The following is a 15,910-nucleotide window of genomic DNA, read 5'->3' on the forward strand; positions in this document are numbered from 1 at the left end:
GGGCTATTCGATGGGCTGGGTGATGGCGTTGTGCTCGTCGTTGATCAGGTGAAAGGCCGAGGCCAGGTCGTCCAGGGCGGTCTGCCAGAGCGATTCGGTGCCGTCGCCGTGCGGATTTCCGCTGCTCAAGGAGAGCAGCACCTGCGCGGCCTCGGCGGCTCGGGCCGCGGCGTCGAGCAGCACCGGCGCCTGATCGGAGGTGTGGCGCGGGGCCAGCGCGTCGATCCGGTTGTGCAGCCAGTGCGCGTCGAAATGCGCCTGTTCGGTGGCGTTCTCGCCGTCCAGGGCGGACTGGGTGCTCGCCGCCGTCCAGCGGCGAGCCAATTCCTGCTGGTCCGGGGTGTTGGTCACGGCACTGCGCAGTTCACTGCTGAACACCCGCTGTAGCAGCGCCGCGAGCTTGGCGCGCTCGACCGCAGGATCGATGCCGTCGGTGACGAGGGCATCGGTCTCGCCGGGGTCGATGTTCAGTACCGCCAGAATTGCCCTCAGCTGCGCGATCGTCGCCACTCAACCCCTGCCTGTCTGCCTCGCCGAGCCGCTCCTCGGCACCACCCGACCCCCGTACACGGAAACGATTAACCAAATGATAGCCGCACGGTCTCATCGTGGCACCGCAAACGCCGCGCGAATCGTTCGGCGCACAATGCGTGTTGGCTATGGCACGCAACCGATCTCGTCGTGGCCGCCGGCTTCGCGCCGCATGGTCGCGAGGTCGCGCTGGCCACCGTGTGGGGTCCGGTCGCCCGCGACTTCGATATCGCGCCGTACGACGAGGCCTGGTTCGACGCCGCCGCCGACGCCGTGCTCGTCACCGGCAAGCCGGTGTTCGCGGAGTTCGCGCACCTGTGGCGGGTGGCCGATGGCAAGATCAGCGGGCTGCATCAGTACACCGACACCTGGTGCTGGCGCACCGCACTGGCCGCCTGAGCGACTCGGGGTGCCGGGTGGGCCCGGTGGGCACATGCTGACCTCGTTCCGAAACATCGATGCCTTCACATCTGAGTTCGGTTCGGTCACCCCGTTGGATTGTCGACACGTCGAAACAATCTCGGCGGTCTGTTTCCGGTTCGGATGATCAGCGGGCTCTGCTGTTGGCCGCCACCATGTCCAGGACCAGATCCTGTAATAGTCGGCAGGTGGTGTGTGCCTGAGTGATCAGTTGCTCCGACGATTCGGCTTCGGCCGCACCGATGAGCTCGTTCATGTGGTGGCACAGGGCGACGAGCCGTCGCACGACCTGCCGCCGCTCACCGCAGGTGAGTACGTCGCTTCGCATACTGTGGCCATCGCCGCGACACGCTCGCCCGTTTCGGCAACTCGCCGGACACCTTGCGGCGAAACGATTGTCAGCCCTGTCACCCCGATTGTCCTGGGCTTCAGTTGACGCGCGGCGCGGTTCCGCCAGGGAAGACGGCGCGCTGGGCGGTAGCGTATTCGGCCTGGATCTTGTAGTAGCGATCGGTGGGCCCGTACGCGGTGTAGAAGACGAACCCGCGGGTGGCCGGGTCGGCGAAGGGCGCGCCATCGACGAAGCGGGCAAGCACTGGATGCAGGTGGGCCGGAAAGTGCGCGGGTTGAAGGCGCAGCGGGAAGCAAATGCGTTGCATGCGTGGGGAAGTCCAGGAGAAGGTGCGGTAGAGATTGAAGGCGCCGCCGAGCAGCCCGAGCTCTTCCTCGGTGGCCGCGGTGAACTCGAGATCGGCCAGGATGGTGGCGATCTCGGCCGCGTCGAGGGTGCCCGGCTCGAACACATTCGAGTACAGATTCATCGTGCGGGCCGCGAAATCCACCGCGAGAATGCCGATCTTGCCGCCGTAGCGGGACAGGTGCGCGGCGTGTGCGCGGGCCGACTCCGGCATGCCGGGAAAGGCGAGCATCCGTTGCACGTCCATCAGTTCGGGGAAGATCAGCCAGATCTTCTGGATGCCGCCGGTGAGTGCGACGTCGACACCGGCATGGGCCGGCCCGGCCGCGCAGACGGCGGCAAGGAGCTCCTCCATCGGATGTCCGGTGTAGGTGAGCAATTCGGCCGCGCGGAGCCTGGTGATCAGTTCGGTCGGCGCGCCGGGATTCATCACCCGCACATTGACGTCACGCTCGGATACGGGGTGCGTCGTGGTGCGCACGGCGACAGCGGAATTCGTCCACAGATCGGCGAGTGTCTCCAGCACCGGATCGGTGACCGCGGGGTCGTAGCGGACCTCGGCGAGGCGGGCGAACTCGCCGAGATCCCGGCGCAGTCCATCGAGCGTCACCAGCGTGGAAGAACTCATCAGTCACCTCGGATACGTAACCGCCGCGGGCGGTTCACGCCGCCGTCGGCTGTGGAACACGGATGGACCGACACGATGTCCGAGACGACAGCGTAGTCCGTCCCGGCGTGGGATTCGGGCGAAGCGCGCAGGAAAGTTGAAGCATTGATCGACGGCGCGGGCGGATCGGGGCGTGGTGTCGGAAACCGAAAGGTATCGAAACTGTGGGGTATTAAATACTGCAAGGTATTTTTAGGACGTATCCTCGGTAAATGCGGCGGTGCTGAGAATTCCCTCCGGATTTGCCGTACAACACGCGCGGACGGTGTGTAGCGTCTGGAATCCTCAACCCTTACAGAACAGGCTAGGGCGCGTGCTCGATATCGATGGCTGCCTCGCGCGCATTATGGATATACCCGGTGCGTGCAGTACGACACTTGTGGACGGTACGAGCGGTCTCGCGATCGCCGCGGCGGGTCGGTACGACCTGGTCGATCAACACGAAGATGCCGCTGCCACAACCGATATCGTGCGTTCGGTGCTCGGCTGCGCCGCACTCGCGACCGGCTCTGCGGACACCGAGATCCTCGTGTGCGGTACGCACGCCTTTCACCTATTGAATCCGCTGTCCGGCGAATTCGCGGGGCGGCTGTTCGTGCATGTCCTGTTCGATGGTGACACCGGGAATCTGGCGATGGCGCGATTCCGGCTGCGGGGGATTCTCGCGGAATTCGCTGCGGACGATCATGAGCGTTGAGGCGGAAGTCCGGCGGGCAGCTTGGGAGGACCCGTGACCGCGCGAAGGAAATTGCTCGGAGAATTGATGGGAAGGTTGACCAAGGTGGCGATGACCGCACCGGAACTGAACATGACCGTACTGGGGGAGCTGAAGCTGCTGCGCGAGCGCGTCCCACAGCTGACCGGCGCGCTGGTCGCCTCCAGCGACGGTCTGCTCGTCGCCCACGATCTGCCGCCGCACATCGAGCCCGCGGGCATGGCCGCCATGACGGCCGCGCAGCTATCGCTGTCCTACCGGCTGACCACCACCGCGCACGGCGGCGGCTTCCACGAGGTGGTCGTCCGGGGCAGCGAGGGGCACGTGGTGATCTACGCGGCGGGCTGGACGTCGCTGACCGTCTTGGCCGGACCGGACGTGAATGTCGGTCGGCTGCACCTGGAGTCGCGCCCGGTGGCCCGCGCCATCGCCGACCACATGATGGCCGACGACCTCGGCACAGACCAGACAACACACACCGAATGAGAGGAACAGACATGTCCAACCTGGATCTGTCGCTGAAAGACATGATGGTGATCGACGGTGCGCTCGGCGCCGCGGTTGTCGACTACAACAGCGGGATGGCGCTCGGCACGCTCGGCAGCTCCAAGTCGCTCGATCTCCAGGTCGCCGGTGCGGGCAACACCGAGGTGGTGCGCGCGAAGATGCGCACCATCGAACAGCTCGGCCTCAACGAGAGTATCGAGGACATCCTCATCTCCCTGTCCAGTCAGTACCATCTCATCCGTCCCATGACCGGCCGAAAGTCCAAGGGGCTCTTTCTCTATCTGGCCCTCGACCGCGATCGCGCCAACCTCGCGCTCGCTCGCCACCGGCTAAAGGGCATCGAGGAGGAATTGGAGGTCTGAGCTCCCGCGCCGGCGCCGGGCGGCGATCCCTCGCCGCCCGGCTCGGCCGGAACACAGGTCAGTCCGTGGACGCCACAACGGTTTCCGTGCTCGCGGGCTCGGATTGTTTGGGCGCGGCGGGCACCCAGCCGCGCAGCGGTTGCACGACCGAACCGTAGAAGGCGTCGGTCGCCGAGGTGACGCTGGCGATGAAACTCGCCGCGGTGCCGGATCGTCGACTCCCCATCGGGAACGTCTGCTCCAACCCGAAGGATACGATCGAACCCACCCGGTCCTTGGTCAGCACCTTCGGGTCCGCCCGCACGGCGGCAAGGCGCGCACACGCCTCGTTACCGCGCTCGGAGAAGACCGCCTCGACCAGGACCTCGCCGGGCGCATCGCTCAATTGCCGCAGCAGCCAAGCCGATCGGCGTCCCGACGTGCCCTCGTTCGGGGCCGTCAACGTGGTGCGGCAGCGGATCTTGTTCGTCCGCACGTCCGCGATCACCACGAGATCGCCCGCGGTGTCCGGAATCCGGAGCACCGCCTCGAAGGTCCCCTCGGCGGCGAGATGCTCGGCCACCGCCGCGCCGCGGGCCGCGGGATCGGTCCGGTGCCTGCGCGAAAGTACGTGTGTGACGGTCACTCCGAGTTCCGCGGTCAACCGCAGCGCGAGGTGGCGCGCCAGCGCGACCCAGGTGTCGGCGACGGTCAGCGCCTTCTGGTCGCCCGCGCGCAAGGTGCCCGCGACGACCGCGTCCCGGACCGCGACCCAGTGCCTGCCCATGTCGACGAACTCCGCCGCGCCGGAGCGGGGATGATCCAGATAGCGCAGGAACTCGCCGAGGAGCCAGGCCTGCAGATCATTGTCGATGCCGCCGTGCGAGAGCAACATTCGGGCCTCGTGCGCCACCTCGGACCACGACAGGTGTCGCAGCGCGACCTTGGTGAGTTTGCGCCGATCCACCTCGACGGGCAGCTCGCCCGGCCCGGCCGGGATGTCGTTCGACAGGCTGACCACGACGTCGTACTTCTTCTTGCGCGCCACATCGAGATAGTTCTCGAGCTGGTCGCGCCGCAGCTTGCCGTTGCCGGTCTTCACCTCGAGCAGGCCGGTCCACACCCGCCCGCCCCGCGCGACCTTGAGCACAGCGTCCGGAACGACCTTCGAATCGCCACGCTCGTACTGCACTTCGACATAACCCTCGAACGCGCCCACCGGCGCGCCCATGCGCGCGCAGACCGCGCGGGCGAACGGCCGCACCGCCTGCATGGTGGCGATCAGCGCCGAGGTCGCGCGGCGCTCCTGCTCCTCACCCGCGCCGACACCGACCACGGAGAACAGCGGAGCCGTCCGCCAGGAATCGAGTTCGGCCAGTTTGAGTTCGATCGGTTTGGCCTTGCGTGGGGCGCGCTTGGCGGTGCGGATACCGCGCTGACGATTTTGGGGGAGTGCGGCAGGGTGCGGCTTCTCGGCCGCGGCAGTCGGTGCGGTCGGCGGCTCTTCGGCTGTCGCGTCGGGTACCGTCTCAGCGGGCGCTGTTTCTTCGGCGGCGTGGACTTCTGTTGCGGTGCTTGTTGTTTCGTCGTCTTCATCGATGTCGACACCGAAATCGGTGGCCAGCCCGGCGAGCCCTGATGCCCAGCCCTGGCCGACCGCGCGCACCTTCCATTCCCCGCCGCGGCGATACACTTCGCCGAAGACGAAGGCCGATTCCGTAGTCGCGTCGGCCGTGATGTACTCCGCCAGCGTGTACCCCGCGCCGTCGACGACGCGCAGGGTGAGCTTGCCGAGATCGCCGAAGGTGCCCTCGCCGACACTGCCGACCAAAGCGACGGTGTGGACGGCGGTGCCGACCCGCGAAAGATCGATGGCGATGCGGGCCTGTGCACCCGCCTCGGTGGCGCTCGCACCGAGAAAGCGCACCGATCCGTCGAGGGCCTGCGGCTGGTTGTAGAAGATGAAATCGCTGTCCGCGCCGACCTTTCCGTCCGCACTTAGCAGCAGCGCGGAGGCGTCGACCTCGATCTCCGACTCGGTCCACCCGAGCACGATGTCGATGTGGACCACGTCCTCGGGCAAGCGAATATTCTGACCCTTGGCCAGCATCGGAGACGTCACAGGCGAAGCACCCCTTGTCGCGAATCGGCACGCAAGCCATTGCTGGCCCCCACTGCGTCGGCGTCGCGGTGTGGCGACGATGCAGTGATAGTCGCGAGGCAGGACGGCCTTGTTACGCAGGGCTTTTGATACCTACCGGTCTGCCGGGGTGGTGCTGCGGCTCAGCGCAGGGCAGGGGCGAGCCCGTTGGGGGTGAAGAGTTGCTTGGCGTCGGCGACGGGCTGGTCATCGATCAGGACGGTCGGGGTGGAGCGGATGCCGCCGTCGATGATCTCCTTGGTCTTGGCGCGCAGGTAGGCGTCGTAGCGGCGGTCGGTGATGCATTGGGCCACCGTCGTTTCGGTGTAGCCGGCGGCCTGTGCGATCGCGATCAGCTCGGTGTCGGGCAGGCCGTCACCGCCTTCGGCGGGCTGCTGCTCGAACATCGTGGCCAGCCAGCCATGGAACCGCGCCGGGTCGGCTTCGGCGACGCAGTAGGCGGCGTTGCCCGCGCGCGAGGAGTACTGAGTGGTGGATGCGCGGTCGAGGAACGAGATGATGTTGTACTCGATCAGGGCCGACCCGCGGGTCGCGGCGTCCTCCAGTGCCGTGGCGTTGGCCTGCTCGAACGCCTGGCAGGCCGGGCATTGCAGGTCGGCCACCACCCGGACGACGGTCTTCGCGGCGGGATCGCCGATCGGGATCGCGCCGGTGGCGGTGACGTTGGTCGGCATCGCGGCCAGCGGCTGCTGCTGTTCGGCGGCGGGCTGCTGGCCGGTCGCCGGCTGCTGCGGTGTCTGCGGCGCCGCGACAGCGGTGCCGACGAAATCCCTGCTCAGGTCCTGCGCCACGAGCGCGACGCTGATTCCTGAGATGACGGCGAAGAGCAGGGCGCCCGCGACCATGCAGGCCAGCACCGTGCGATTGCGATCCCCCCGCGGCGGCAGGCTCGGCCACCCGCTCCGACTGGTGTTCATCGTTGTTCCCCCATGCCTTCCGCCGATCGAACAGGTTCGCTCCGACACATTAGTGTCGCTGACCGCGTTTGTGGCACTGACCGGCGAACGGCGCTATTCGGTTGACCTGTCACCGGAGTGGAAAAGTAGGGTGGTCCGGTGATTCGGACAGCCGCGTTGGCCCATGTCAGGGATCGTCGTCTGCTGCAGGCGCGATCGATCGGCAAGGACGTCTTCTACATGGCGGGCGGGAAGATCGATCCCGGCGAAACTCCTGTCGTCGCCCTGCATCGTGAGGTGCGGGAGGAACTCGGCGTCGGCGTGCTGTCCTGTGCCGAGCTCGGAGTGTTCGAGGCCGAAGCCTACGGGCATGCGGCGGGCACCCCGCTGCACATGACGTGTTTCACCGCCGAACTGGACGGCGAGCCGCGGCCGACCAGTGAGATCGCCGAGCTGCGCTACTTCACGGTGCGCGAATACGCGGCGATGGACCACGTCGCACCGGGTTCGATGCTGGTGTTCCGCCGACTGCACGAGCTGGGGGTCATCGACTGGTAGCGCGGCGCGCTCCGGTCACCGGCGGATGCGGTTGTGGCCGATCGGGTCAGCCGACGGCGGCGGCGAACGCCGCGTATCCGCGCGCGTCGAGCGCGCCTGCCGTGGTGGCGACGGCCTGTCTCACGGGCAGCCCGCGGGGACAGCGGTCCGCGCGCAACGCGCGGCAGGCGGCGAGGATTTCGGGCCCGCCCGCCGCGTGGATCGCACCGTCGACCCCACTGCTGCCGAGCAGACCGGAGTTGGCCGCATTGACGATCGCGTCCACGCGTTGGCGGGGGATGTCCCCGCGCAGCAGCACGGCGGCGGCGCTCCGTGGCGATGCGGCGGTCATGGGGTCGACGGTAGCGGGTGCGGGACAAACGTTCCGGCTCAGGACTTCTCGGCGAGTTCGGCGAGCCGCTCGACCGAGGCCAGGAGCTTGTCCGAGGTGGTGGCGCGGGCGCGGACCAGCCGCTTCTCGTCGGTCAACCGCGACCAGTCATAGGTGTGGGTCACCAGGGTTCGCGCGTCGTCGAGCGGTTGGATCTCCCAGCGCCACAGGTGTCCCGGTGGCTGCTGCCCGACTTCGGCGGGGCGCCAAGCGATCAGGCCGCCCTCGTCGAACTCGACGACGTGGTTCTCCCGCACGGCCCCGATGGTGAGCGTCATGGTGAACACGTCCCCGACCGCGCGCACGCGCTGCCCGGTCGGGGCCTCGGCCAGATTGTCGTTGCCGTCCCAGCGCGGGTGCTGCGCCGGATCGGCGATGAGCTCGAAGATCACCGCGGCGCCCGCCGCGACCTCCCGACTGGCCTGTACCACCTGTGCGACGTCATCGGTCTCTGTCATGCCTCGATCGAAGCATCCGCGCGCCCATCCCGCATCCGCTCGCCTCACACCCCGTCCCACGTGGCCGATTCCGGATCCACCCCGTGTGCCCTGGCATTCGCGAACACCACGTCGCGCAACCACGGGGTGAGCTCCGGGGCCATGGCGTCGTGGTACTCGGCGTAGCCCGGTTCCTCGACGAACATGCGCGCGATGCAGACCTGGCGGGCGTGCGGGCAGTCGAAATAGCGCGACAGCAGCGCACGATGCCGCTCGGCCAGGGTGTTCGCCGCGTCGGACCCGGCGACGACGCCCGCGAGTTTCGCCGCGGCCAGGTCGGCGTACAGCGCCTCGGTCTCGGCCGCGATCTCGCGCCAGTCCTGCTCCGAGCGGTGCGCGGCCCGTTCGGCGTACTGCGCCCACTGCGGGCTGTCACCCCAGCGCTGTCCGGCCTCCTCGACCCATTCGCTGCGCCACTGGTCACCGAAGATCTCCGCCTGCTGCTCCGGTGCGAGCAGGATGCCGGATCGGAACGAGTCCAGCATCCGGTCGACGGCGCCGACCATGTCCTGCAGGCGGGTGATCCGTTCGACCAGCTGTGCGCGCTGGCTGCGCAGGTGTTCGCGCGCGTCGGTGGCCGGGTCGTCGAGGACGCGGGCGATATCGGCGAGCGAGAGACCGAGTTCCCGGTAGACGAGCACGCGATGGATCCGGGCGATGTCCTCGGCCGAGTACAGCCGGTAACCGGACCAGGTCCGGCCACTCGGCTGCACCAGGCCGATCACGTCCCAGTGGTGCAGTGTGCGCACGCTGATCCCGACGAGCGCGGCGGTCCGGCCGACGGTCGCGCCGTCCGGATCGATCGGCTCGCCCGCTTTGGCCGGTGCGTCGCGGGCTCCCCGTGTCATCAGGTCAGTATCGCGCATGCCGGTGCCGCTCCGATCGTGGCGAAGTGACGCTCAGGCCCGCGGCACCGGGAAGCCGACCGCGCGCAGCGCGTCGGCCTGCGGGCTGCGCGGGTCGATCGGACGCGCGGCGGTCATCACGACGTGCGCCCGCTCGGGCGTGATCACCGTCAGCTCGAGCGCGTTCCACGGCATCTCCCGCGGTCCGTCGGTGGAACCGGGCACGAGTTCCGCACAGCGGGCGGCGATCTCGTCGATCTGGCTGGGCACGCACGAGAAGTCGACCCGCATGGCGGGTGCGTCGTCGGCGGGCGTGCCAGCCACCAGCAGTACATCTTGAAATGCCCAGCGCCGCAGGTGGATCAATTGACCGGGGATGGTGAAGATATTGATGAAGCCGAGCCCGCGCAGCCAGAAGTCTTCGGAGGCCGCGAAATCGGCGGTCGGCACGGTGATGAACATCGGCATGCCGTAGTACTCGCGGTAGACCTCGGGGGCGACCGCGTCGAGCGCGGGCACGGGGACAGGGCTGATGAATTCGTTCATGCCCTGATCGTCAAGCCTCACGCGACGTAAGGGTCAAGCCGAGGTGCGTAGCCGCGCGATGCTACGGCTGCCAGGTGATTCGGCCGCCCTCGAAATCCTGGGCCTTGCCGCCTTCGAAGTCGTATTCGTCGCCGGTGGGGTAGCCGTAGGCGCCGTTGGCCCCCGCCCGGGATTCCCAGGTGATCCGGATGGCACCCCACACCGCGTGCGCGCCGGTCTTCTGCGACCAATAGATCGCGCCGTCGTTGAACAGGTTGTAACGACCGTTGTTCTTGGCGGCCGCCTCGTCGGTGATCGGGAAGCCGAGCGGGCTGTTCTCCGCGCCGAGGGAGTACCACTTGTCCCGGATCACGCCGCCGAGCTGGTGCGCCGCGGTACCCACCGACCAGTAGATCGAGCCGCCCTGGAAATGGCTGAAGCTGCCCGCCTTCACCGGCGTCTGCTCCACTCTGGTCACCGGGTAGCGCAGCGCACCGGACTCCGCGCCCAGGCCGCGCCACTTCTCCAGGATCGGACCACCGATCTGATGCGCGCCTGTCTCGGCCTGCCAGTAGATCGCGGCATCGCGCTCGAAATTCTGGTACTTGCCGCCGTTGGCGGCGTCGGACTCGGGCGTGGTCGGGTCGCCGAGCGCCGCGGCGCCGCCCGCCGCGTCGTATTCGACCTCGATCGCGCCGCCGACCTCGAACGGCCCGATCGGCCGTGCGTGCGCGACACCGGCGGCGAGTGCGGCCGCGAGTACCGCGGTGGCCAGCGCGGTCGTGCGGGCTCCGGGCAAGGTCTGGTACAGGCGTGCCAATATAGCTCCTCGGTCGGGCGGTCCTCGATGACGAGACAGCGTCGCTGAGGATGATGGCACGCCGCGCCGGCGTCGACCGCGCCGCCCCGGCGGCGCGCTCAGGGGTGCCAGGTGATCCGGCCGCCTTCGAAGTCCTGCGCCTTGCCGCCCTCATAGTCGTACTCGTCGCTGGTCGGGTAGCCGTAGCTGCCGTTGGCGCCCGCACGGGCTTCCCAGGTGGTACGGATCGCGCCCCAGACGACGTGCGCGCCGTGCTTCGGGGACCAGTAGATGGCGCCGTCGTTGAACAGGTTGTAGCGGCCGTTGTTCTTGGCGGCCGCCTCGTCGGTGATCGGGAACCCGAGCGGGCTGTTCTCCCAGCCGTAGGCGGCCCACTTGTCCCGGATTGCGCCGCCGATCTGGTGCGCGGCGGTGCCGACGGACCAGTAGATCGATCCGCCCTGGAAGTGGTTGTAGCGTCCCGGCTTCGACGGTGTCGATTCCTCCCTGGTCACCGGGTAGCCGAGAAAGCCGTTCTCCCAGCCCAGATCGCCCCATTTGGCGCGGATCGCGCCGCCGACCGCGTGCGCGCCGGTGCTGGGATGCCAGTAGATGGACGCATTGCGTTCGAAGGCCTGGAATTTCCCGCCGCGGCCCGCGTCGGACTCCGGTGTGACCGGATCGCCGAAGACGGCGCCGCCCCCCGCTTGGTCGTATTCGACCTCGATCGCGCCGCCGACGTCGAACGGCCCGATCGGCCGCGCGCCCGCGGAGCCGGCCGTGAGCAGGGCCGCCAGCGCGGTCGCGGTGGCCGCTGTCACCGCGAGGCGAGCGTGTGGGCGAGGGGTGCGAGATAAACGTGCCAAGAGAACTCCCGATGTGATGGTGAGTACGAGACGACGGTGTCGCGCATTCCGACACCAGCCCTATCGGCAGTACCGCCGAACCCGTTAGCCGAGGACCGGACGCCGTCGCGAAGCCCGCCCGCGCCGCCACGGCTCAGCGCCTAGGCTCTACTCATGGTCGAGTCGACGCGAATCGTGCTTGCATCCCGGCCGGAGGGTGCCCCCACCCCGGCGAACTTCCGGGTCGAAACCGCCGAACTGCCGCCGCTCGCGGACGGTCAGGTGCTGTTGCGGACGTTGTACCTGTCGTTGGATCCCTACATGCGCGGTCGGATGAGCACCGCGGCGTCCTATGCCGAGCCGGTCGAGATCGGGCAGGTGATGGTCGGCGCCACGGTCGCGGAGGTGCTCGACTCGCGCGATCCCGGGTATGCGAAGGGCGAGGTGGTGCTGGCCTACTCGGGCTGGCAGAGCGCCGACGTCGCGCGCGCCGCGACGCTGCGCAAGCTCGATCCGGACAAGGCTCCGATCTCCACCGCGCTCGGCGTGCTCGGCATGCCTGGGTTCACCGCGTACGCCGGGTTGCTGAAGATCGGACAGCCGCGGGCGGGGGAGACGCTCGTGGTGGCGGCAGCGACCGGGCCGGTCGGGTCGATGGTCGGGCAGCTGGCCAAGATCAAGGGCGTTCGTGCGGTCGGTATCGCGGGCGGCCCGCGCAAGTGTGCCGCGCTGCGCGACGAGCTCGGGTTCGACGTCGCCCTCGATCACCGCGCCCCCGACTTCGCCGACCAGCTGCGGGCCGCGGTCCCCGACGGCATCGACATCTACTTCGAGAACGTCGGCGGCCACGTCGCCGACGCGGTCTACCCGCTGCTGAATACCTATGCGCGGGTACCGGTTTGCGGCATGATCGCGAATTACAACGCCAGTGGTACGCCGGACGGTCCCGATCGCTTCCCGTCCTTCTACGCACGCGTGCTCACCAAGAGCCTCACCGTCCGCGGCTTCATCCAGTCCGAGTTCGCCGGCGAGCTCTACCCCGATTTCCTGCGTGAGGTGTCCGATTGGATCGCCGAGGGGCGCATCCGCTATCTCGAGGACGTCGTCGAGGGACTGGAGAACGCGCCCGCGGCCTTCATCGGACTTCTGGCGGGTCGCAATTTCGGCAAGCTCGTGGTGAAAGTCGCGGACTAGCGACCCTCCGACATGGCGTTTGTGGGTCGGCCTCGGGTCAGATCACGGTCTCGCTTCGGTGTGTCGAACTTTCGGTGTGTCGCGGTATCCACCTGATCTTGGTGGGGTTCAATTGTGCAGGTCACGAGTTTTTCCGGCGACGAGCGGAAAGCAGGAGCGACATGGCACGGGTCGACAGCGTCAGATAGCGCGATCGTGTCGGTGGTGTCGGCGAATTCTGTGCCGGCGCATTTCTTCGGTTAGTCGAATCGCGCACGACAGCGCGATTTTCTCGTGTCCGGACCCCACCTCAAGCCCGCGAAAAGGAGCAACGAACGTGAGCATGATTCTGGCCGCGCTACACGACACCGTTCTTGCGGAGGTCAGCAATCCGACACCGGAGGCCCCGCCGCTGGCGGACAAGTTGATGCAAATGGGCCGCTACTTCACCTGGCTCGTGCAGTTGTCCGGTATCACCGCCATCACCTACGGCGGCGGCCGGTTCGCGTGGGAGAAGTGGAGCGGCGGCGGTTTGCAGTCGCCCAAGATGATCGCCAGCGCGATGGCAGGCGGTGCGGTGGCAACCAGTGCAGGCACCATCATGAACTCCGTTATCGGCTGATCCGGCAGCGGTTTCGATCACCGGCTCGACGGGGGCGATCTCGTTGAGCCGGACTCGGCCGCATTCGGCCACCCGCTCGAAGCTGTTGCGCCGCAAGCCGATCTCGCGTCGAACCGGAGCCGGATCCGCGAGTGCGGGCCGACCGCCCCCGCCCGGTCGGTGATCGTTGGAGTCCGGTGGGCGACACCGCGGCAATCGGCGATGATCGCGCGCGCACGGCGAGAAATTCCCTGTCCACCATGCGTACAGTGCAGGGTATGTTCGAACAAGCGCATCCCACCGCAGCGGTGCGTGTCGAGCCGGCTGCACCACACGGCACCGTCGCAACCACGGGGGAGTCCGGCCCCGACCTGCTCTCGCTGGCGAACCAGCTCTGCTTCGCCCTGTATTCGACCTCGCGCGCGATGACCGCGGCCTACCGGCCGTTTCTCGACGCGATGCACCTCACCTATCCCCAGTACCTCGCGCTGCTCGCGCTGTGGGAGCGCCCCGGGATGACGATGAAGGAACTCGGCGAACAGCTGCGCCTCGACTACGGCACCGTGTCGCCGCTGATCCAGCGACTGCAGGCGAACGGATTCGTGGAGAGCGTGCGCAGCGCGCACGACCGCCGCTCGGTCGAATTGCGTTCGACCGAGGCGGGTCTCGCGCTGCAGGACCAGGCCAGGGCGATGATCGAGGCCGTGCTGGCCTCGGTCGGCTATCCCGTCGACACGCTCGTCGCCCTGCGCGATCAGGTCAATGCCCTCGGTGCTCGCCTCGACGCGTTGACCGGCGAGCGCAAGCAGCGGTGAGGATTACGCGTCGAGCACCTTGACCTGACGCTGCACCACCGGCGGCTCGGTCGACCACGGGAAGTTGATCCAGCGGTCGGTGTGCTTCCAGACGTACTCGCAGTCGACCTCCGAGCGCGGCTTCTGATAGATCACCGCGCATCGCACCTCGGCGACGTGGTCCTCGCAGAAGTCGCGTACCAGCTTGAGCGTGGCCCCGGTGTCGGCGACATCGTCGGCGACCAGCACGGTCGCGCCCGCCAGGTCCACCGCCTGCGGTACCGGCGGCAGCATGACCGGCAGGTCGAGGCGCTGGTCGATGCCGGTGTAGAACTCGACGTTCATCACGTGCAGGTTCTTCACGTCCAGCGCGTAACCGAGCGCTCCCGCCACGAACAGCCCGCCGCGGGCGATCGAGAGGATCAGATCGGGCTCGAACCCGTCGTCGGCGATCGTGGTCGCCAATTCCCGGCTCGCCGAGCCGAACAGGTCCCAGGTCAGCACTTCCCGATCCGCCATGGATCCTCCATCTCCCTCGTCGCGATTGCGCAAAGAGCATACGAGGGCGCGCACTGTGGCCGCTCCCACGGTCGGCGTTCGGTGGGCAACCCGGCCCCGGCGCGGCCGACGGCCTATTTTCGCCGAGAATGTGTCTTTGCCGATAGCTGGGTTCGTGAAACGGCCTGCGACCTATCTGTCGGAGGGCTTTTGCGGGAAATTGTGTCCGGCTTTTCGGGGCGCGCGGATACCCGCGCGACACCCGTTTGAAATCGGATAAAAGGTTTGTCGGGTCGACTACGGTTCGCTTTATCGGGTCGCACCACGACCCCTTTCCGGCCTCCCCGCACCAGAGAAATGAGGATTGTCATGCGCCTGTCCCCGGTCCGGATCGCTGTCCTCGCAGTCTTGTTCATCGCGGCGGTCGCCGGCCTGACCTCCGTCGCCGCGATCGCGGGCGCCGAGGAGCCATGGACCTATGTGTGCGACGACATCGAAGAGCCGGAAGAGGTGGGCGCGGTCGGCGCGGGGAACTGTGAGTCGCGCAACGGCGCTCCGGAGTCCGGGCCGATCAAGCAGAAGTTCAAGCTGCACCAGCGCGGCGTGGCGCCGAAGCCGGACATGATCGCGGTCTGCGAGGGCGAGGAGAAGAACAGCTTCGGCGAGGCGTCGCTGCCCTCGAAGGTCGACGGATTCGGTTGCTACGTCTACGAAGGCGCGCTGGGCGGCTGAATCCGGCGGCGCTGCTGCCATCCGGCGTGCAGCTCGCGCATCGCGCGCAGGCTGGCGGCGGAGACATCGGGCCACGGCGGCCGACGCAGGATCGCAAGGGTCGTGAACACCGTCGCCGCCAACCCGATGACCTCACCGAGCAACGCGATACGGGTGGTGTCCACGGCGGATTCCCATTTCACCTCGCCGTTGTGCACGACGAAGATGCCCAGCGGCGCTGCCGCGCGCGGACCGCCGCCGGGCCGGGCGACCGTGATGATCGTCGACCCGTCGGCGGTCTCATACGGCTCGCCGAAGATCCGCGTGTCCTGTGCCTTCGCGGTGAACCGGCGAACAACCTTGTCGCTGCTCATATTTCCCCCTCACTGGGTATCAAGCCCACCGTACCCGCGGCGCACCCCACAGGCCCCGCTCTCAGGGTCGCAGCCGATGCCGATCCCTCGGAAACAACGCCACCCGCCGCACATTGTCCGCTCCGACCACCCGGGCCACCCACCGCTCCAACCTGATAGCGAACCCGCCGTGCGGCGGCATGCACCCACCAGTTCGAGCGCATCGCGGAAATGCACGACCGGAATCCGCTCCGGCACAACAGGTAGCCGCACGCTGAGTATTTCCACTGTGCCGCCGGCCTTTTCGGCCACACCTTCGCGGCGCGTGACGTGCCGCCTCTACTGGTCGATTCGCGAATCGGTGACCGGCCGATGCGGCTCGAAGTTCGTCACACTCGTCAACGCC

Annotated in this window: 22 protein-coding genes and 1 pseudogene; 9 read left to right on the plus strand and 14 right to left on the minus strand. The window is 67.8% G+C overall.

Annotated elements, in window-relative coordinates:
- Nucleotides 1–3: 3 nt before the first annotated feature.
- Nucleotides 4–510, minus strand: coding sequence for a hypothetical protein (locus F5X71_RS15560; protein ID WP_167462611.1), 507 nt, complete (start codon nucleotides 508–510; stop codon nucleotides 4–6).
- 171 nt (nucleotides 511–681) lie between these two features.
- On the opposite strand from F5X71_RS15560, the gene F5X71_RS15565 reads away from it, so the two are divergent.
- Nucleotides 682–930, plus strand: a complete 249-nt coding sequence (locus F5X71_RS15565) for a hypothetical protein (protein WP_174817077.1) — start codon at nucleotides 682–684, stop codon at nucleotides 928–930.
- A 148-nt stretch (nucleotides 931–1,078) separates the two neighbouring features.
- Here F5X71_RS15565 and F5X71_RS15570 read toward each other — a convergent pair whose 3' ends face one another.
- Both F5X71_RS15570 and F5X71_RS15575 read right to left on the minus strand, forming a co-directional pair.
- Nucleotides 1,079–1,279, minus strand: a complete 201-nt coding sequence (locus F5X71_RS15570) for a hypothetical protein (RefSeq protein ID WP_167462612.1) — start codon at nucleotides 1,277–1,279, stop codon at nucleotides 1,079–1,081.
- A 100-nt stretch (nucleotides 1,280–1,379) separates the two neighbouring features.
- On the minus strand, nucleotides 1,380–2,276 hold the full coding sequence (locus F5X71_RS15575; RefSeq protein WP_167462613.1) for an aromatic prenyltransferase: 897 nt from the start codon (nucleotides 2,274–2,276) through the stop codon (nucleotides 1,380–1,382).
- A 352-nt stretch (nucleotides 2,277–2,628) separates the two neighbouring features.
- On the opposite strand from F5X71_RS15575, the gene F5X71_RS15580 reads away from it, so the two are divergent.
- The 3 genes from F5X71_RS15580 to F5X71_RS15590 all read left to right on the plus strand — a co-directional run bounded on the left by F5X71_RS15580 (nucleotide 2,629) and on the right by F5X71_RS15590 (nucleotide 3,899).
- Nucleotides 2,629–3,012, plus strand: coding sequence for a hypothetical protein (locus F5X71_RS15580; protein ID WP_167462614.1), 384 nt, complete (start codon nucleotides 2,629–2,631; stop codon nucleotides 3,010–3,012).
- A gap of 66 nt (nucleotides 3,013–3,078) precedes the next feature.
- The gene (locus F5X71_RS15585) at nucleotides 3,079–3,516 is read left to right on the plus strand and encodes a roadblock/LC7 domain-containing protein (RefSeq protein WP_167462615.1); all 438 of its coding nucleotides are present in this window, start codon (nucleotides 3,079–3,081) and stop codon (nucleotides 3,514–3,516) included.
- Between the two features lie 11 nt (nucleotides 3,517–3,527).
- A complete protein-coding gene (locus tag F5X71_RS15590) occupies nucleotides 3,528–3,899 on the plus strand; it encodes a hypothetical protein (RefSeq protein WP_167462616.1) in 372 nt (123 codons plus the stop codon).
- 58 nt (nucleotides 3,900–3,957) lie between these two features.
- On the opposite strand, the gene F5X71_RS15595 is transcribed toward F5X71_RS15590, so the two are convergent.
- Both F5X71_RS15595 and F5X71_RS15600 read right to left on the minus strand, forming a co-directional pair.
- Nucleotides 3,958–6,000, minus strand: coding sequence for a TerD family protein (locus F5X71_RS15595; RefSeq protein WP_167462617.1), 2,043 nt, complete (start codon nucleotides 5,998–6,000; stop codon nucleotides 3,958–3,960).
- Between the two features lie 161 nt (nucleotides 6,001–6,161).
- On the minus strand, nucleotides 6,162–6,956 hold the full coding sequence (locus F5X71_RS15600; RefSeq protein ID WP_167462618.1) for a DsbA family protein: 795 nt from the start codon (nucleotides 6,954–6,956) through the stop codon (nucleotides 6,162–6,164).
- Nucleotides 6,957–7,094: 138 nt separating this feature from the next.
- Between F5X71_RS15600 and F5X71_RS15605 the strand changes: the two genes are divergently transcribed.
- Nucleotides 7,095–7,493, plus strand: coding sequence for an NUDIX hydrolase (locus F5X71_RS15605; protein WP_167462619.1), 399 nt, complete (start codon nucleotides 7,095–7,097; stop codon nucleotides 7,491–7,493).
- A gap of 79 nt (nucleotides 7,494–7,572) precedes the next feature.
- On the opposite strand, the pseudogene F5X71_RS15610 reads toward F5X71_RS15605, so the two are convergent.
- From F5X71_RS15610 to F5X71_RS15635, 6 genes and pseudogenes are all read right to left on the minus strand, one after another.
- Nucleotides 7,573–7,824, minus strand: a pseudogene (locus tag F5X71_RS15610) (macro domain-containing protein); the annotation flags it as partial.
- Nucleotides 7,825–7,862: 38 nt separating this feature from the next.
- A complete protein-coding gene (locus tag F5X71_RS15615; RefSeq protein WP_167462621.1) occupies nucleotides 7,863–8,321 on the minus strand; it encodes an SRPBCC family protein in 459 nt (152 codons plus the stop codon).
- A gap of 44 nt (nucleotides 8,322–8,365) precedes the next feature.
- On the minus strand, nucleotides 8,366–9,208 hold the full coding sequence (locus F5X71_RS15620) for a MerR family transcriptional regulator (protein ID WP_238815909.1): 843 nt from the start codon (nucleotides 9,206–9,208) through the stop codon (nucleotides 8,366–8,368).
- A gap of 51 nt (nucleotides 9,209–9,259) precedes the next feature.
- Nucleotides 9,260–9,751 carry a VOC family protein gene (locus tag F5X71_RS15625; RefSeq protein ID WP_167462623.1) on the minus strand — a complete coding sequence of 164 codons (492 nt, stop codon included), beginning with the start codon at nucleotides 9,749–9,751 and terminating at the stop codon, nucleotides 9,260–9,262.
- 61 nt (nucleotides 9,752–9,812) lie between these two features.
- Nucleotides 9,813–10,550 carry an LGFP repeat-containing protein gene (locus tag F5X71_RS15630; RefSeq protein ID WP_167462624.1) on the minus strand — a complete coding sequence of 246 codons (738 nt, stop codon included), beginning with the start codon at nucleotides 10,548–10,550 and terminating at the stop codon, nucleotides 9,813–9,815.
- Nucleotides 10,551–10,648: 98 nt separating this feature from the next.
- Nucleotides 10,649–11,350, minus strand: coding sequence for an LGFP repeat-containing protein (locus F5X71_RS15635; protein ID WP_238815910.1), 702 nt, complete (start codon nucleotides 11,348–11,350; stop codon nucleotides 10,649–10,651).
- 198 nt (nucleotides 11,351–11,548) lie between these two features.
- On the opposite strand from F5X71_RS15635, the gene F5X71_RS15640 reads away from it, so the two are divergent.
- From F5X71_RS15640 to F5X71_RS15650, 3 genes are all read left to right on the plus strand, one after another.
- On the plus strand, nucleotides 11,549–12,568 hold the full coding sequence (locus tag F5X71_RS15640; protein ID WP_167462626.1) for an NADP-dependent oxidoreductase: 1,020 nt from the start codon (nucleotides 11,549–11,551) through the stop codon (nucleotides 12,566–12,568).
- Between the two features lie 322 nt (nucleotides 12,569–12,890).
- Complete coding sequence (locus F5X71_RS15645; protein ID WP_029892379.1) at nucleotides 12,891–13,169, plus strand: hypothetical protein; 279 nt, start codon at nucleotides 12,891–12,893, stop codon at nucleotides 13,167–13,169.
- A gap of 248 nt (nucleotides 13,170–13,417) precedes the next feature.
- Nucleotides 13,418–13,963 carry a MarR family winged helix-turn-helix transcriptional regulator gene (locus F5X71_RS15650; protein WP_203218347.1) on the plus strand — a complete coding sequence of 182 codons (546 nt, stop codon included), beginning with the start codon at nucleotides 13,418–13,420 and terminating at the stop codon, nucleotides 13,961–13,963.
- A gap of 3 nt (nucleotides 13,964–13,966) precedes the next feature.
- On the opposite strand, the gene F5X71_RS15655 is transcribed toward F5X71_RS15650, so the two are convergent.
- Nucleotides 13,967–14,461: a phosphoribosyltransferase gene (locus F5X71_RS15655; protein WP_167462628.1), complete on the minus strand. Its 495-nt coding sequence runs from the start codon at nucleotides 14,459–14,461 to the stop codon at nucleotides 13,967–13,969.
- Between the two features lie 348 nt (nucleotides 14,462–14,809).
- Between F5X71_RS15655 and F5X71_RS15660 the strand changes: the two genes are divergently transcribed.
- Nucleotides 14,810–15,172, plus strand: a complete 363-nt coding sequence (locus F5X71_RS15660) for a hypothetical protein (RefSeq protein WP_167462629.1) — start codon at nucleotides 14,810–14,812, stop codon at nucleotides 15,170–15,172.
- Here the strand turns inward: F5X71_RS15660 and F5X71_RS15665 are convergent.
- Nucleotides 15,148–15,525 carry a hypothetical protein gene (locus F5X71_RS15665; protein WP_167462630.1) on the minus strand — a complete coding sequence of 126 codons (378 nt, stop codon included), beginning with the start codon at nucleotides 15,523–15,525 and terminating at the stop codon, nucleotides 15,148–15,150. The genes F5X71_RS15660 and F5X71_RS15665 overlap by 25 nt on opposite strands.
- A gap of 61 nt (nucleotides 15,526–15,586) precedes the next feature.
- Nucleotides 15,587–15,706 carry an amino acid--tRNA ligase-related protein gene (locus F5X71_RS37450; RefSeq protein ID WP_167462631.1) on the minus strand — a complete coding sequence of 40 codons (120 nt, stop codon included), beginning with the start codon at nucleotides 15,704–15,706 and terminating at the stop codon, nucleotides 15,587–15,589.
- Nucleotides 15,707–15,910 lie beyond the last annotated feature (204 nt).

This window comes from Nocardia brasiliensis (genome assembly GCF_011801125.1).
Taxonomy (GTDB): domain Bacteria; phylum Actinomycetota; class Actinomycetes; order Mycobacteriales; family Mycobacteriaceae; genus Nocardia; species Nocardia brasiliensis_C.